Origin of the sequence: Mycobacterium sp. DL592 (assembly GCF_011694515.1) — a bacterium.
GTDB lineage: Bacteria > Actinomycetota > Actinomycetes > Mycobacteriales > Mycobacteriaceae > Mycobacterium.
This window is the reverse complement of sequence record NZ_CP050192.1, coordinates 4,408,515-4,424,420: the sequence shown is the minus strand read 5'-3', so window position 1 is coordinate 4,424,420 and position 15,906 is coordinate 4,408,515. Positions and strand designations below refer to the sequence as shown.

Annotated in this window: 16 protein-coding genes; 9 read left to right on the top strand and 7 right to left on the bottom strand. The window is 68.1% G+C overall.

Annotation, left to right across the window (positions count from 1 at the left end; translation table 11 throughout):
* Nucleotides 1–20: 20 nt before the first annotated feature.
* Genes HBE64_RS21270 through HBE64_RS21255 form a run of 4 tightly spaced genes read right to left on the bottom strand, consistent with a single transcriptional unit; the run spans nt 21 to nt 2,677 of the window.
* The gene (locus HBE64_RS21270) at nt 21–842 is read right to left on the bottom strand and encodes a carbon-nitrogen hydrolase family protein (RefSeq protein WP_167106739.1); all 822 of its coding nucleotides are present in this window, start codon (nt 840–842) and stop codon (nt 21–23) included.
* 22 nt (nt 843–864) lie between these two features.
* Nucleotides 865–1,617: a class I SAM-dependent methyltransferase gene (locus tag HBE64_RS21265; RefSeq protein WP_243841409.1), complete on the bottom strand. Its 753-nt coding sequence runs from the start codon at nt 1,615–1,617 to the stop codon at nt 865–867.
* Between the two features lie 19 nt (nt 1,618–1,636).
* On the bottom strand, nt 1,637–2,149 hold the full coding sequence (locus tag HBE64_RS21260) for a DUF2505 domain-containing protein (protein WP_167106736.1): 513 nt from the start codon (nt 2,147–2,149) through the stop codon (nt 1,637–1,639).
* Nucleotides 2,150–2,170: 21 nt separating this feature from the next.
* Nucleotides 2,171–2,677: a DUF2505 domain-containing protein gene (locus HBE64_RS21255; RefSeq protein ID WP_167106733.1), complete on the bottom strand. Its 507-nt coding sequence runs from the start codon at nt 2,675–2,677 to the stop codon at nt 2,171–2,173.
* Nucleotides 2,678–2,682: 5 nt separating this feature from the next.
* Here HBE64_RS21255 and HBE64_RS21250 point away from each other — a divergent pair, with 5 nt between their 5' ends.
* The 3 genes from HBE64_RS21250 to HBE64_RS21240 all read left to right on the top strand — a co-directional run bounded on the left by HBE64_RS21250 (nt 2,683) and on the right by HBE64_RS21240 (nt 6,287).
* Entirely contained in the window at nt 2,683–3,768 is a 1,086-nt protein-coding gene (locus HBE64_RS21250; RefSeq protein WP_243841407.1) for a UDP-N-acetylmuramate dehydrogenase, read from the top strand.
* A gap of 175 nt (nt 3,769–3,943) precedes the next feature.
* Complete coding sequence (locus HBE64_RS21245; RefSeq protein WP_167106726.1) at nt 3,944–4,879, top strand: hypothetical protein; 936 nt, start codon at nt 3,944–3,946, stop codon at nt 4,877–4,879.
* A gap of 94 nt (nt 4,880–4,973) precedes the next feature.
* Nucleotides 4,974–6,287 carry an Ig-like domain-containing protein gene (locus HBE64_RS21240; RefSeq protein ID WP_167109521.1) on the top strand — a complete coding sequence of 438 codons (1,314 nt, stop codon included), beginning with the start codon at nt 4,974–4,976 and terminating at the stop codon, nt 6,285–6,287.
* Here the strand turns inward: HBE64_RS21240 and HBE64_RS21235 are convergent.
* Entirely contained in the window at nt 6,271–7,020 is a 750-nt protein-coding gene (locus HBE64_RS21235) for an SDR family NAD(P)-dependent oxidoreductase (RefSeq protein WP_167106723.1), read from the bottom strand. The two genes, HBE64_RS21240 and HBE64_RS21235, sit on opposite strands and share 17 nt — an antisense overlap.
* 197 nt (nt 7,021–7,217) lie before the next feature.
* Here HBE64_RS21235 and HBE64_RS21230 point away from each other — a divergent pair, with 197 nt between their 5' ends.
* From HBE64_RS21230 to HBE64_RS21205, 6 genes are all read left to right on the top strand, one after another.
* Nucleotides 7,218–8,510 carry an ROK family protein gene (locus HBE64_RS21230; protein ID WP_167106720.1) on the top strand — a complete coding sequence of 431 codons (1,293 nt, stop codon included), beginning with the start codon at nt 7,218–7,220 and terminating at the stop codon, nt 8,508–8,510.
* Between the two features lie 66 nt (nt 8,511–8,576).
* Nucleotides 8,577–9,914: a D-inositol-3-phosphate glycosyltransferase gene (gene mshA / locus HBE64_RS21225; protein ID WP_167106716.1), complete on the top strand. Its 1,338-nt coding sequence runs from the start codon at nt 8,577–8,579 to the stop codon at nt 9,912–9,914.
* Nucleotides 9,911–10,429 carry a YbjN domain-containing protein gene (locus HBE64_RS21220; RefSeq protein WP_167106712.1) on the top strand — a complete coding sequence of 173 codons (519 nt, stop codon included), beginning with the start codon at nt 9,911–9,913 and terminating at the stop codon, nt 10,427–10,429. The genes mshA and HBE64_RS21220 overlap by 4 nt, the downstream gene beginning before the upstream one ends.
* A 119-nt stretch (nt 10,430–10,548) precedes the next feature.
* Complete coding sequence (locus tag HBE64_RS21215) at nt 10,549–11,304, top strand: phosphoglyceromutase (RefSeq protein WP_167106709.1); 756 nt, start codon at nt 10,549–10,551, stop codon at nt 11,302–11,304.
* Nucleotides 11,305–11,434: 130 nt separating this feature from the next.
* Entirely contained in the window at nt 11,435–12,637 is a 1,203-nt protein-coding gene (locus HBE64_RS21210) for a cell wall metabolism sensor histidine kinase WalK (RefSeq protein ID WP_167106706.1), read from the top strand.
* Nucleotides 12,634–13,320: a response regulator transcription factor gene (locus HBE64_RS21205; protein ID WP_167106703.1), complete on the top strand. Its 687-nt coding sequence runs from the start codon at nt 12,634–12,636 to the stop codon at nt 13,318–13,320. Before HBE64_RS21210 ends, HBE64_RS21205 begins: the two co-directional genes overlap by 4 nt.
* 21 nt (nt 13,321–13,341) lie before the next feature.
* Here the strand turns inward: HBE64_RS21205 and HBE64_RS21200 are convergent, their stop codons facing one another.
* Both HBE64_RS21200 and HBE64_RS21195 read right to left on the bottom strand, forming a co-directional pair.
* Complete coding sequence (locus HBE64_RS21200) at nt 13,342–14,742, bottom strand: sugar transferase (RefSeq protein WP_243841405.1); 1,401 nt, start codon at nt 14,740–14,742, stop codon at nt 13,342–13,344.
* A 375-nt stretch (nt 14,743–15,117) separates the two neighbouring features.
* Entirely contained in the window at nt 15,118–15,894 is a 777-nt protein-coding gene (locus tag HBE64_RS21195) for a hypothetical protein (protein WP_167106697.1), read from the bottom strand.
* Between the last annotated feature and the right edge of the window lie 12 nt (nt 15,895–15,906).

Genomic DNA, 15,906 nt, shown 5'->3' with positions numbered 1-15,906 from the left:
CGGGCCCTGTGGCGGATACGTCACCCGCGCGATTCTGCCCTATCAATCTGAGCGAACTCTGAGCGGTTACGCAGCACGCCGAGCGTCTCGCGCACCGCGGGCACGGCGTCGACGTCGACGTCGGCCACCACGAGTTGAGGGTCGGGGCCTGCGGAGGCGAGCACTTCGCCGAACGGGGAGGCGACCAAGCTGCCGCCGACACCGGTCGGCGCCCTCGAGGTGTTCGCCATCTCGTCACCCGGATAGCCCTGGTCCGCGGCGAGGATGAACGACGCCGAGTCCAATGCCCGGGCCCGGGCGAGCAGGGTCCACTGCTCGAGCTTGCCGGGGCCCGCACCCCACGACGCGCTGACGGTGATGACCTGTGCGCCGCGGTCGGCCAGCTCGAGGTAAAGGTTGGGAAAGCGGATGTCGTAGCACAGCGTCAACCCCACTCCGACGCCGTCGACGGTGATGACCACCGGTTCGCGGCCGGCCGCGACGCCGGCGGATTCGGCGAACCCGAACGCGTCGTAGAGATGGATCTTGTCGTAGTGGGCATCGATGCCGGGGCCGGTGGCCAGCAGGGTGTTGGTGACCCGCTCGTCGGAGGTGGGGGTGAACATCCCGGCCACCACCGTGATCCCGGCGCGGGCGGCGATGCCGCGCACCGCGTCGGCCCACGGTCCGTCCAGCGGCTCGGCGATCGGGGTCAGCGGCACCCCGAACCGGCTCATGGTGCCCTCGGGGAACACGACCAGTCGTGCGCCCGCCGCGGCGGCCTGCCGGGTGTACTGCTCGACCAGGGTCAGGTTGGCGGCGGGGTCGGTGCCAGAAAGGATTTGGGCCAGGGCTATCCGCATGTCTTGATGCTAGGCGCCGCAGCTAGCCCGGTGCGACCGACGACCACGGGACGGTGAGCACCACGTCGCGCACGCTTCGGCGTTGCGGTTCCAGCGCGACGCCCGCGCCGCGCATCTCGGCGATCATCGCCCGCCAGCGGTCGCGCGGGCCGAACACCGAATGCCCCGCCGACGCGGCCCACGCCCGGTCTGCGACGGTAAGTAGTTCGTGGATGGGTTGGCCCGGAACATTTTGGTGGATAAGGACTTTCGGCAACCGCTCGGCCAAGTCTGAGGGTCGCTCGATGTGCCGTGGATCGCAGGCCAGCGTCAGGCTCACCGGGCCGTCGGCGTCGAGCAGCACCCAGCAGCACCGCCGCCCCAACTCGTCGCAGGTGCCGTCGAGGATCAGCCCGCCGGGCGCCAGGCGCGAGCGCATCACCTCCCACGCCTGGTCCACCGCTTCTGGCGGGTACTGGCGCAGCACGTTGAACGCCCGCACCAGAACCGGGCGCAGCCCCGCCAATTCGAAACCACCGACCCGGAATTCGACACCGTCGAGTGCTGGCACCACCCGCGCCGGATCGATCTCCAGGCCGACCACCCGGATGTCGGGGCGCAGAACTCGCAGCCGCGCGGCCATTTCCAGTGTGGTGACCGGCAGCCGGCCGTACCCGAGGTCGACGACCAGCGGTTCGCTCGCCGACTCCAGCACCGAGCGCACCCGCGGGGAGTTCAGCAGCCAGCGGTCGGCGCGCCGCAATCGATTGGCGTTGGTGGTTCCGCGGGTCGGCACGCCGACCGGCCGCTGTGCCCTAGTAATGGCTGGCGATCCAGTCGCGGGTGAAATCGCGCTCGTTGTCGAACAATCCGTGCAGTCCGCCCAGCACCCACTCTTCGATCTTGCCGCCGATCAACGGCACCTTGACCGTGCAGACGCTGTTGAGCCGCAACTCGCTGCCAGTCGGCGACTCGCTCAGCACGTAGGTTCCGCCGAAGTCCATCGGCGCCGACGGCACCAGCGCCTTGTAGTGCCCGCGCGCCGACTGCGACGCGGCGTCGAACGGGGCGAAGTGCTGTTCGCGGGTGACGGTCAGATTGAGCGGGACGACCGCGGCCGCCACCGACGGCAGGTCCTTACTCGACAGCGTGTGGGTAAAGACGATGTCGGTGCCGCCGTCGCCGGAGCAGAACCGTGTCAGCGTCGACTCGTAGTGCCTGGCGTGCTCGGCTACCAGATCTTCCCAGTACTCGCGGCTGGTGAAGCTCACGTAGAGATCGGATGCAGGCTTGTCGAGTGCGATGACGTAGTCCATGCGGCGGGACATGAAATCACGGTACCCGCGGGCTCAGCCGTGCTCGGCGATCCACAGGGTGGTGAACCGCTGCTCGGCGATCAGCAGGTCCACCAGCTGGTTGCCGATGAAGTTCTCCACCTTGCCGCCGACCAACGGGATCCGAACCTCCACGGTGGCCCGAAAAGCCAAGCGCGCCTTCGCTTCTGCGGGTGTCAGGTGCGCGTTGCCGGTCAGTGTCACCGGCGCGCCGGGGATGACGCCGTCCACGGCGGCCTGCGCACTGCCGTCGACCAGGCCCGACCAGCTCTCCACGCGCTTGATGTGTAGATCGCCGCGGTGGAACTGGGTGACGACGCCCGGCAGCCGGTCGGCCCGCAGGATCTGGGTGGTCGCGATGTCGACACTGCCGTCGGCGCCCAGGCGCAGCGAGTCCAGCGTGGCGTCGTCGGCACCCGAGTCGGCCAGGCGGGCCAGCCAATACTGTTCGTCGCGCAGTGCCGCATGAACCTGTTCGACGCTGCCGTCGTAGTCGGTGGCCATGTCGAATGAACGCGGCATAGCTGGTGAGGCTACCGTTACGGGCCGTGGGAGCCCTGCAGGTTTTCGGCGGCGCGGCGGTCGCCGAGCGGGTGCCGCTGGCGTCGCTGACCACCCTGCGGGTCGGTCCGGTGGCCAGCCGTGTCATCACCTGCACCACCACCGATCAGGTCGTGGCCACGGTCCGCGCACTCGACGAGGCCGCCGGCGGACCGGTTTTGGTGCTTGCCGGCGGCTCCAACGTGGTGATCGCCGACGACCTCGCCGACCTGACCGTCGTCCTGCTGGCCAACCGCGCCGTCACCGTCGACGGCGCCCTGCTGCGCGCCGAGGCCGGCGCTGTCTGGGACGACGTCGTCGCACTATCGGTCGAACACGGGCTCGGCGGGCTGGAATGCCTGTCGGGCATCCCCGGCTCGACCGGGGCCACGCCCGTCCAGAACGTCGGCGCCTACGGAGTCGAGGTGGCCGACCGCCTCACCCGGGTTCGGCTGCTGGACCGCCGCACCGGGCAAGTGCGCTGGGCGGCCGCCGACGAGCTCGGCTTCGGCTATCGGCACAGCGTGCTGAAGAACTCCCCGGACGCGGTGGTGCTGGAGGTGGAGTTCGCCCTGGAGGCGACGGGGCTCTCCGCGCCGCTGCGCTACGCCGAACTGTGCACCGCGCTCGACGTGGCGGCCGGTGCGCGGGCGCAGCCGGACGCGGTCCGCCGAACCGTGCTCGAGTTGCGTGCTCGCAAGGGGATGGTGCTCAACCCCGACGACCACGACACCTGGAGCGTGGGGTCGTTCTTCACCAACCCCGTCGTCCCGGCCGAACAGTTCGAAGCACTGCTGGCCGGCCACGATGGCCCGGTGCCGCACTATCCCGCCCCGGACGGGGTGAAGCTGGCGGCGGGCTGGCTGGTCGAGAATGCCGGCTTCGGCAAGGGCTTCCCCGGGCCTGACGCGCCATGCCGGCTGTCGACCAAGCACGCCTTGGCGCTGACCAACCGCGGGAATGCCACGACGGCCGACATCCTGGCGGTGGCCCGCGCGGTCCGCGACGGCGTGCGCGCCGTGTTTGGCATCACCCTGATCCCTGAGCCCGTGCTGGTCGGCTGCGCTTTGTAGACCAGGCACGCAAGACCTGTCACGCAGCAGAAAATTAACCTCGAGGAATTCCGAGAATTAACCCCGCCGAAGAATAATGGGGAAAATAATTGCGGATGTAAGCGCACTTCCGTTCGCTGATATGGGGGGATTCAAAATGGCCAGTGGAAATTCGTCGGCCGCAACACGCGGACGCATGCTGGAAGTCAGGACGTGGCTCGGCGCCGGAGCGTTGGCGCTCGGCGTCGGTGCTGCCCTGGCCGGTGCTGCCGGAGTCGCGCAGGCGGACACCGGCCGCAATCAGCCGTCGAACTCCGCGTCGGACAGCAAGCCCGATGCCGGGCCCACCAGCTCCGCGGTGGCGTCGAGCAAACGAGTCGCCGCGGTGACCACAACCGCCGTGAGTTCTCGGACCGTGAAGGTGAGCACCACCCCGCTGAGCGCATCCGCGGTGTCGAAGCGGTCGGCCACGCCGTCCGCCGCGCTGACCGCGAACGCTGTCGGCGGACAGTTCAACCAGACCTTCAACACGCCGTTCGGACCGATTTCGCTGTCCGCCGACCTGAGTGCCCCGGATCTCGGCCAGAGCGGCCCGCTGTCGCTGAACGCGACCGCCACGACTCCGATCGGCGGCGCCACGTTCTCGCTGGCCGGGACAACGACGTTCACGACCACACCGCTCAAGAGCACCAACACCCTGACCGGTGGCACGCTCGCGGTGCCGTCCACGGTGGCTTTCGCCGCCAGCATTGCCGGTGCGGTGGTCAACGCCGGCCTCACCGCCTATGACAGCCTGCAGTCTTTCGTCACGGCTGTGAGCAGCGGCAACATCCTCGGGGCTTTCGGGGCCTGGGCTGAGGCCGCGCCGAAGTTCACCAACGCCTTGCTGTTCGGTGGACAGAACCTGGACGTGCCGCTGCAGATCGGGACTTCTGGGCCGACGTTCGTGGCGCATATTCCGGTGGGTGGGTTGTTCTCGTCGCTGCGGCCGGTGTCGCTGAGCTGGAGTGACTACAGCGCTGTCGACCAGACCTCCGGAGCCCAAATCGTGCTCGTGGGCGGCAGCATCGACTTCGCCGGATCCCAGTTGGGCGGGGCGGCACCAGCCTTCCTCAAGATCTTCGGCATCTGAAACGCTGCTGGGTGAGGCCATGACCACACCCCGGCAATTGGCAGGTTGACGGTCGCTTTCCGTATCTTGGATTGACGTGAGCCCTGCCGACAGAATGCCGCCGGTCAACCGCCGGCGTGCGCTGACGGCCCTGGCGCTCGGCGTTGTGGCCCCCAACGCGCTGGCTGCCTGCTTCGGCGGGTCCGGCAAACAATCCGGGTCGCCGGAGCCGCCTGCCAAGCCGTCGCTGACCTTCAGCCCGGCCGATGCCGCCAAGGATGTGGCGCCGACAGCGCCGGTAAGCCTCGAGGTCAAGAACGGGTGGTTGCAGCGGGTCACACTCACCAACGCCGACGGCCATCCGGTGGCCGGCACGCTCAACCGGGAGCGCACGGCGTTCACCGCGACCGAGCCGCTGGGCTATGGCGGTGTCTACACCTGGGCCGGCTCGGTGGTGGGCCGCGACGGTAAGGCGGTCCCTGTGGCGGCGTCGTTCGCCACTCTCAATCCCACCACCAAGGTCAACGGCCAGTTCCAGCTGTCCGACGGCCAGACCGTCGGGGTGGCCGCGCCGATCATCATGCAGTTCGACGCCGCGATCGACGCCGCGCACAGGCCCGATGTGGAACGCGCCCTGACGGTCGTCACCGACCCGCCCACCGAGGGCAGCTGGGCCTGGTTACCGGACGAGGCGCAGGGTTCGCGGCTGCACTGGCGGACCCGGGAGTACTACCAGCCGGGCACCAAGGTTCATGTCGACGCCCGGCTGTACGGCGTGAAGTTCGGCAACGATGCCTACGGGGCGGCCGATTCGACACTCGACTTCGACATCGGGCGCCGCCAGGTGGTCAAGGCCGACGCCCCCTCGCACCGCATCCAGGTGATCACCGACGCCGGCGTGGTCATGGACTTCCCGTGCAGCTACGGCGAAGCCGACCTGCCGCGCAACGTCACTCGCAGCGGCATTCACGTAGTCACCGAGAAGTATTCGGACTTCTACATGTCGAACCCGGCGGCCGGCTACAACAACGTCCACGAGCGCTGGGCGGTGCGCATTTCCAACAACGGCGAGTTCATCCACGCCAACCCCAACAGTGCCGGCGCACAGGGCAACACCAACGTCACCAACGGGTGCATCAACCTATCCACCGGCGACGCCGAGCAGTACTACTACACCGCCGTCTACGGCGACCCGGTGGAAGTCACCGGCACGACGATCCAGCTGTCCTACGCCGACGGCGATATCTGGGACTGGGCGGTGGGCTGGGACGAGTGGAAGTCCATGTCTGCGCTCAGCGCCACCCAGTCGCTGTCGAACATGCCCAGCACCGCGCCGGCGACGCCCAGTGATGCCCCGACGCTGTCGGGCACGCCCACCACCACGGCGGCACCGGCCCCGACGACCAGTTCGGCTACACCCGGCGGTTGAACCGGCTGGCGTTGGCCTGATCGCGCGGCCGCATCACTACCTGGTCGATGTTGACGTGCGACGGACGCGCGGCCACGAAACCGATCACGTCGGCGACGTCCTGGGCGACCAGCGGTGTGATCCCGTTGTAGACCGCCCGCGCCCGGTCCTCGTCGCCGCCGAACCGCACCAGCGAGAACTCGGTCAGCACCGCTCCGGCGGCGACCTCGGTCAGCCGAATCGGCTTGCCAAGCAGCTCGCCACGCAATGTGCGGTGCAGGGCGCCCTGGGCGTGTTTCGCCGCGGTGTATCCGCCGCCGTTGTCGTAGACCTCCAGTGCGGCAGTCGATGTCACCGTGACGATCAGCCCATCGCCGGAGGCGATCAGCTTGGGCAGCAGTGCCCGGGTGACCCGCAGGGTACCCAGGACGTTGGTTTCCCACATCCAGCGCCAGTTGTCCAGGTCGGCGTCGGCGATCGGTTCGAGTCCCTTGGCTCCGCCGGCATTGTTGACCAGCACGTCGACCCGATTCAGGCCGGCGGCCAGCGCCTCGACCGCGGTGTCGTCTGTGACGTCGGCCACAACGGCTGTTCCGCCGAGCTCGTCGGCCAGCCGTTGGATGCGGTCGGCTCGTCTGGCCACCGCGACCACGTGAAAGCCTTGAGCGGCAAGGGTTTTCGCGGTCGCCTCCCCGATTCCGGAGCTGGCGCCGGTCACCACGGCCACGCGAGAATGGGCATCTGGAGTCGTCATCGGACCAACTCTAGTAACTGTGCTAAGTTCTTCCCGTGATCCGTATCGGTCTGACCAGCTGTCTGGTCGCGCACACCGCGTGTTGTTGTCACGCGATTCGCTGCGTCTGACCCGACCGGACACGTTCTTTCTCGTCCCGATCAAGTCGCCAGGCGTGGCACAGGACCCGCCTCCCAGACTCGAGAAGGACACTCCCAGTGCGCACCACCACTCTCTCCTCCCATACTCCGGCCCGCACCGTTGCCGCCGCCCGGCCGCATCCGCTGCGGACCCGCCACCACATCATCGCTCCGTCGCTGCGCATCCCCGAGGCGGCCACGGCAGCAGTCTTCGCCGCCGTTCGCCAGCGTGGCGCTATCGCCCGCGACGTCATCGCCCAGATCACCAAGCTCTCGATCGCCACGGTCAACCGCCAGGTCACCGCACTGCTGGACGCCGGGGTGCTGCGTGAACGCGCCGACCTCGCCGTCTCCGGCGCGATCGGCCGCCCGCGGGTGCCCGTCGAGGTCAACCACGAGCCGTTCCTGACCCTCGGCATCCACATCGGCGCACGCACCACCAGCATCGTGGCCACCGATCTGTTCGGTCGCACCCTCGACGCCGTCGAAACCCCCACCCCGCGTGGCGGTCAGGCCCAGGCTCTGGCGTCGCTGGCCGGCAGCGCCCGGCGCTACCTGAGCCGGTGGCATCGCCGCCGCCCGCTATGGGTGGGCGTCGCCATCGGCGGCGTGGTCGACAGCGTCACCGGCCATGTCGACCATCCGCGCCTGGGCTGGGCGCACGCCCCGGTCGGCCCGGTGCTCGCGGAAACGCTGGGCCTTCCCGTGTCGGTGGCCTCCCACGTCGACGCGATCGCCGGCGCCGAACTGCTGCTCGGGATGCGCCGCGTACCGTCGCCGACGGCGAGCACCCTCTACGTATATGCCCGTGAGACAGTCGGTTTCGCCCTCGTGATCGGTGGACGGGTGCACAGCCCGGCCAGTGGCCCCGGCACCATCGCAGCGCTCCCGGTGGCTTCGGACGTCCTCGGCGGCACGGGTCAGCTGGAATCCACCGTCAGCGACGAGGCCGTTCTGGCCGCCGCCCGCAAGCGCGGACTCATCCCCACCGCCGGGCCGAGCGCCACGATGTCGACACTGTTGCGGACCGCGCGACAAGGCGATCAGCCCGACGCCGTCGCAGCCCGTGAGCTCCTTGAGGAGCGGGCCCGGGTGCTGGGCGGCGCGGTGGCGCTGCTGCGCGACATGCTCAACCCCGACGACGTGATCGTCGGCGGCCAGGCCTTCACCGAGTACCCCGAAGGTATGCAGCACGTCGAGGCCGCGTTCGCCGAGCGTTCGGTGCTGCCTGCCCGCGACATCCGGGTCACCGCATTCGGTAACCGCGTGCAGGAGGCCGGTGCAGGCATCGTGTCGCTCGGCGGGCTCTACGCCGATCCGATCGGAGCGTTGCGGCGCTCGCAGAATCGTCGCCCGGACGTGTCGGCCTGAGGGCTGCTGTCGGCATTGCCGGTGGCCTGAGCAGGGGCTGCCCGCGGTGGGTGTAAAGATGGAGGCGTGCGGCACGCCCGAGATCTGAGCGATGGCTCGGCCGATGTGCTGCCCCGCCGTGTGGCCGTCGTCTCGGTGCACACCTCACCGTTGGCCCAGCCGGGCACCGGTGACGCCGGCGGGATGAACGTCTACGTGCTGCAAACCGCCCTGCATATGGCGCGCCGCGGCGTCGAGGTGGAGATCTTCACCAGGGCCACGTCGTCGGCGGATCCGGCGGTGGTGCCCGTCGCGCCCGGGGTCGTGGTGCGCAATGTGGTCGCCGGCCCGTTCGAGGGTCTCGACAAATACGACCTGCCCACCCAGCTGTGCGCGTTCACCGCGGGGGTGCTGCGCGCCGAGGCCAACCATGAGCCGGGCTACTACGACGTCGTGCACTCGCACTACTGGCTATCCGGTCAGGTCGGCTGGCTGGCCCGCGACCGCTGGGCGGTGCCGTTGGTGCACACCAGCCACACCCTGGCCGCGGTGAAGAACGCGGCACTGGCCGACGGCGACGCACCCGAGCCGCCCTTGCGTGCGGTCGGCGAGCAGCAGGTGGTCGACGAGGCGGACCGGCTGATCGTCAACACCGATGATGAAGCCCGCCAACTGGTTTCGTTGCACAGCGCCGATCCGGACCGGATCGACGTCGTCCATCCGGGGGTCGATCTGGAGACGTTCACCCCGGGGGACAGGCGCGCCGCCCGTGCGGCGATCGGGCTGGCGCCTGGGGAGAACGTGGTTGCATTCGTCGGCCGAATCCAACCGCTGAAAGCCCCGGATGTGTTGTTGCGGGCAGCCGCTCTGCTGCCTGATGTGCGGGTGCTGATCGCCGGCGGACCGTCCGGTAGCGGGCTGGCCGCCCCGGACGCACTCGTCGGCCTGGCCACCGAGCTGGGTATCGCCGAGCGGGTGACGTTCCTGCCGCCGCAATCGCGGGAGAACCTCGTCAACGTCTACCGCGCCGCTGATCTCGTTGCGGTGCCGAGCTATTCGGAGTCATTCGGGTTGGTTGCCGTCGAAGCGCAGTCCTGCGGCACGCCGGTGGTGGCCGCCGCGGTCGGCGGACTGCCCGTGGCGGTGGCCGACGGAGTCAGTGGCAGCCTGGTGCCCGGTCACGATCCGGATCAGTGGGCCGCCGCCATCGACGCGCTGTTGCGCCGTGACCCCGAGCAGCTGAGCCGCGCCGCCGTCGACCATGCCCGAAAGTTCTCCTGGGACAACACCGTTGACGGCTTGCTGGCCAGCTACGGCCGGGCTATCACCGACTACGCCAGCACGCACCGGCACAGCGCCGCGCGCGACCTGGTGGCCCGGCGCAACGGGCGCCGGTGGACGATGCGCAGAGGGGTGCGGGCGTGAGACAGGCCACCGTCCAACAGATCATCGAGAAGACGCTGATCGACAACGATCTGGCGTACACCCGCTTCGAGGGTTCCCACGGTGGGTTGCCCGGCCTGATCGTGGAACTGCCCGGGGAGCGCAAGCTCAAGACCAACACCCTGCTGAGCATCGGTGAGCATTCGGTGCGGGTCGAGGCCTTCGTCTGCCGCCAGCCCGACGAGAACCACCAGGGTGTCTACCGCTTCCTGCTCAAGCGCAATCGGCGGCTCTACGGTGTGGCCTACACCCTGGACAACATCGGCGACATCTATCTGATCGGTCGCATCGCCCTGGAGGCGGTCACCCCTGATGAGATCGACCGGGTGCTCGGGCAGGTGCTCGAAGCGGTCGACACCGACTTCAACACATTGCTGGAACTGGGCTTCAAGTCGTCGATCCAGAAGGAGTGGGCCTGGCGGGTGGCCCGGGGCGAGTCGCTGAAGAATCTGGAAGCCTTCGAGCACCTGATCGCCGAAGACGACGATGCAGAGTGAGGGACGAACGATGAGGAGGAGTCGAGAGTCCCGGCCCCAATCCGTGACGTAGGTGGCCACTGGGCGCCGGAGTCGATGACGATCGCGACGCCTGAACCGGGCCGTGAGAGACTTTTGTCATGGCTTCAGATCCTGCGGCGACCCTGATCCTGCTCCGGCACGGCGAGAGCGAATGGAATGCGCTCAACCTGTTCACCGGCTGGGTGGACGTCGACCTGACCGACAAGGGCCGCGCCGAGGCGGTGCGCGGCGGCAAGTTGCTGGCCGAGCAGGGCGTGTTACCCGACATCCTGTACACCTCGTTGCTGCGGCGCGCGATCACCACCGCGCACCTGGCGCTGGACGCCGCAGACCGGTTGTGGATCCCGGTGCAGCGCGACTGGCGGCTCAACGAGCGGCACTACGGCGCGTTGCAGGGTCTGGACAAGGCCGAGACCAAGGAGAAGTACGGCGACGAGCAGTTCATGCTGTGGCGCCGTAGCTACGACACCCCGCCGCCGCCCATCGAGAAGGGCAGCAAGTACAGCCAGGACGCCGACCCGCGCTACGCCGACATCGGCGGCGGCCCGCTGACCGAATGCCTGGCCGACGTGGTCGAGCGGTTCGTGCCCTACTTCGAAGACGCCGTCGTCCCGAACCTGCGGGCCGGTAAGACGGTGCTGATCGTCGCGCACGGCAACTCGTTGCGAGCGCTGGTGAAGTACCTCGACGGCATGTCCGACGAGGACGTCGTGGGCCTGAACATCCCGACCGGGATTCCGCTGCGCTACGACCTCGATGCCGACCTCAAGCCCCTGGTGGCGGGCGGCACCTACCTCGATCCCGAGGCCGCCGCCGCCGGTGCGGCCGCGGTAGCCAGCCAGGGCGCAAAGTAGCCCTGGATCGCGGCTCGTTCGGCGAACACGGGGTGAACAGCGGCGGAATACATCGGCCGGGATATGTGACGTATCCCGAATTGGCCGCACGCTGCTGGGATGACGTTCACCGAATGCGTACGATTTTCGCGTGAGTGTTGTTTCGGTGGCACTACTAGCCACCGTCGCGGCGCTAGGTGCGCTCGCTGTTGGTCTCGGTATCGGGGCCGGACTCACCCCACGCATCCTCGAGCGCAGACAGCGCCGGGCGATCACCGAAGCCGGGATCACCGTCTCCCAGATGTTGCAGCATGTGGTGTCGCTGGCCCCGATCGGCATGGTCGTCGTCGACAGCCTGCGCGACGTGGTGTTCATCAACGAACGAGCGGTGGAGCTGGGTCTGGTGCGTGACCGGCTGCTCGACGAACGGGCCTGGAAGGCCGCCCAGCACACGCTGTCGACCGGCGAGGATGTCGAGGTCGACCTGTCGCCGCCGCGGCGGGCTCCCGCCGGCCGCTCCGGGCTCTCGGTGCGAGGCCACGTGCGGTTGCTCAGCGAGCAGGATCCGCGCTTCGCCGTGGTCTACCTCGACGACCAGTCCGAGCAGGCCCGGATGGAAGCCAGCAGGCGCGACTTCGTCGCCAACGTCAGCCACGAGCTCAAGACCCCGGTCGCCGCGATGGGCGTGCTGGCCGAGGCGCTGCTGGAATCCACTGACGACCCCGACACCGTGCACCGCTTCGGTGAGAAGATCCTCACCGAGTCGCAGCGGCTGGCCAACATGGTCGGCGAGTTGATCGAGCTCTCCCGGCTGCAAGGCGCCGAGCCGCTGCCCGAGCTTGAGGTGGTGGACGTCGATAGTGTTGTCAGCGAAGCGATTTCACGCCACAAGGTGGCCGCCGATACCGCCGACATCACGGTGACCACCGATGCGCCGAGCGGTTTCCAGGTGCTCGGTGACCAGGGCCTGTTGGCCACTGCACTGGCCAACCTGATCTCCAATGCGATCGCCTACTCCCCGGACGGGTCCCGGGTCTCGATCTCACGCCGCCGCCGTGGGGACAATATCGAGATCGCCGTCACCGACCGCGGGATCGGCATCGCCCGCGCCGATCAGGAGCGCGTCTTCGAACGGTTCTTCCGTGTCGACAAGGCCCGCTCGCGTGCCACCGGCGGAACCGGGTTGGGGCTGGCCATCGTCAAGCATGTGGCGGCCAACCACAACGGCAGCATCAGGCTGTGGAGCCAGCCCGGCACCGGTTCGACCTTCACCCTGTCCATTCCCGCCCATTCCGACAACGACGTCGAGCCGACCAATCTAGAGGCCCGTGACGAGGAGAAAGAAAGCCAATGACCAACGTATTGATCGTCGAGGACGAAGAGTCCCTGGCCGACCCGCTGGCGTTCCTGCTCCGCAAGGAGGGGTTCGAGGCCACCGTCGTCGGTGACGGACCCTCAGCGCTGGCCGAATTCGACCGGGCCGGCGCCGACATCGTGCTGCTGGATCTGATGCTGCCCGGTATGACGGGCACCGATGTCTGTAAGCAGCTGCGCGCCCGATCCAGCGTGCCGGTCATCATGGTGACCGCCCGCGACAGCGAGATCGACAAGGTGGTGGGGCTGGAACTCGGCGCCGACGACTACGTCACCAAGCCGTACTCGGCACGCGAGCTGATCGCCCGGATCCGCGCGGTGCTGCGGCGCGGAACCGAGGCCGACGACTCCAGCCTCGGTGATGCGATCCTCGAGGCCGGCCCGGTGCGGATGGACGTCGAACGGCACGTTGTCACCGTCAACGGTGAGCCGATTACCTTGCCGCTCAAGGAGTTTGATCTGTTGGAGTACCTGATGCGCAACAGTGGCCGGGTGCTGACCCGCGGGCAGTTGATCGACCGGGTGTGGGGCGCCGACTACGTCGGCGACACCAAGACCCTCGATGTGCACGTCAAGCGGCTGCGGTCGAAGATCGAGGCCGACCCCGCCAACCCGGTGCATCTGGTCACCGTGCGCGGCTTGGGCTACAAGCTGGAAGGCTGAGCCGGGGCTGGGCGACCAGCCTCAGTAGGCGCCGTCGCTGGCGAGCACGGCGCCTACTGTCTTGGCGATGATCACCAGGTCCTGCCACAGCGACCAGTTCTCGACGTAGGTGAGGTCCATGCGGACCGCGTCCTCGATCTCGAGGTTGGACCGCCCGCTGACCTGCCACAGGCCGGTCAGGCCGGGCTTGACGGCCAGTCGGCGGCGCACCAGGTCGTCGTAGGAGTCGACCTCGCGGCGAACCTGCGGCCGGGGGCCCACCACGCTCATCTCGCCGCGCAGCACGTTGAGGAACTGGGGCAGTTCGTCGATGCTGAACTTGCGCAGGAACTTGCCCACCGGGGTGACGCGTGGGTCGTCCTTGACCTTCCAGAACAGCGGGCTGCTCTCGGTGGCTGCGATCATGGCGGCCGCGCGGGAGTCCGAGCCGTCGTACATGCTGCGGAACTTGAACATCTTGAACGTGGTGCCGTTGAGGCCGATGCGCTCGGAGACGTAGAAGACCGGCCCTGGGCTCGACAGCCGCACCGCCATTGCCGCGGCCAGGAACACCGGTGACATCACGAGCAGCACCAGCACGGTGAAGGCGATGTCGAAGGCTCGCTTGGCCTGCGAGTTGGCCCGGTTGTACTGGGGCTTGGTGACCTCGAGCATCGCCATGCCCGCCACCGGGCGGCTACGCAGCCGCTGCTCGGCGACGTCGACGAGGCCGGGGGCGACGATGAGGTCGACGCCGAGGGAGTCCAGTTCCCAGATCAGCCGGCGGATCTCGGTGTCGCGCAGGTGCTCGGTGGCGGCCAGCGCGACCGTTCCGACGCCGGTCCGGCGGACCGCGTCGACGACGGCCTCGTCCATGCCGACGACCGGGATGGCGGTGCTTCCGACGGTGACGACATCGTCGTCACCGAGCGGCCCGGTCGGCGTGCAGATGCCCACGACCTGGTAGCCGGCTTCGGGATCTTTGGCGAAGGTAGTGGCGATGTCGGCGGCCACCCGGGGCGTGCCGACGACGAGCACCGAGGTGAGGTCCTCGCCGCGCATGCGGCGGCGCGAGGTCTTGCGGCGCCAGTAGCGCCTGCTGAACATCAGGCCCACCACGCCGAGTGGCAGGGCGATGGCGAGGTAGCCGCGGGACAGCTCGATGTGAAGCAGCATCGAAATGATGGCAACGAGACCGAACAGCTGGAAGGTAGCCAGCGCGATGATTGCGTATTCCTCGCTGCCGTGGCCGACGACGCGGGCCGACCGGCTGCCGACGAGGCTCAGGAATGTCATCCACAGCATGGCGAGCAGCACCGAGACGACGGTGTAGCCCACCTCAGGCGGGCCCGGCCACGGGAAGCCGAGGTCAGGGGGCTCGGTGGCGAAGCGCAGCTGTCCGGCTGCGACAGCCAGGCAAATGATCAGACAATCGCTGAACAACAGCTTGCGTGCGTAGGAACGATGCCGGATCTCGCGATCTGAGCGAATTATCCCGGATGTAAGTGGTAGCGAATCGTCGCCGAAATCCTGCACAGTTTTGTAGCTACGGCGAATCTTGGATTGCAGCGAAACCCGCCTGCTATTGGGGGAACTGATGATTTCGGAGGTCAAAGCTAACAACCAAGTCTCTTAGATGGACATCTGCACCGTCCCCCCGGATGATGCGCTAGCTAAGAAGACTAGGTGCGTCGCAGAAAAGCGGCAACTAGCCGGATTGTGATGTGTCTCACAAAGAAAATTTTCGCTGATGCAAAGACAGCAAATCCACAGCGGAGTGACAAGGAACGCGGACCGGGACGATCTCCCAGGTAGGGGCTACTGCGCGGCGCGGGTGGCGGGGTGCACAGCGATCAGCGGGAAACCACTGCGCCGTTTGCACATCGCCGCCAACTCGGCGTAGGCCTTCTCGCCCAATAACTCGGTCAGCTCGGGGGCGTAGGACTGCCACACCTGCTTCTCGCCGACGTGCGCAGCGGGGTCGCCGGTGCAGTACCAGTGCAGGTCAGCGCCGCCCTCGCCCCAGCCGCGCCGGTCGTACTCGGTGATGGTGGTCCGCAGGATCTCGGTGCCGTCGGGTCTGGTGACCCATTCCTGGCTCCGGCGAATCGGCAGCTGCCAGCACACCTCGGGTTTCATCGTCAGCGGTTCGACCCCGAGCTTGAGCGCCTTGGTGTGCAGCGAGCAGCCGACGCCGGCGCCGAACCCGGGCCGGTTGAGGAAGATGCAGGCGCCCTTGTACTTGCGGGTCCGCAGGTTGGGTTTGTCGTCGTACTCGTCCATCTCGAGGTAGCCCTTGCGGCCCAGCCCCTTGTCCCGGAACTGCCAGTCGGCGTCGGTGAGCTGTTTGACGGCGTCGTCGAGTCGGGCAATGTCGTCGTCGTCGGACAGGAAGGCCCCGTGTGAGCAGCAGCCGTCGTCCGGCCGGCCTTCGACGGTGCCCTTGCACGCCGGCGTGCCGAACACGCAGGTCCAGTGCGAGAGCAGCCAGGTCAGATCCGCCGCGATCAGGTGCTCGGGGTTGTCCGGGTCGAAGAACTCCACCCATTCGCGGGGGAAGTCCAGTTCAACCTCGCCAGGATGCCCATGCGTCACAGTGGTAACGGT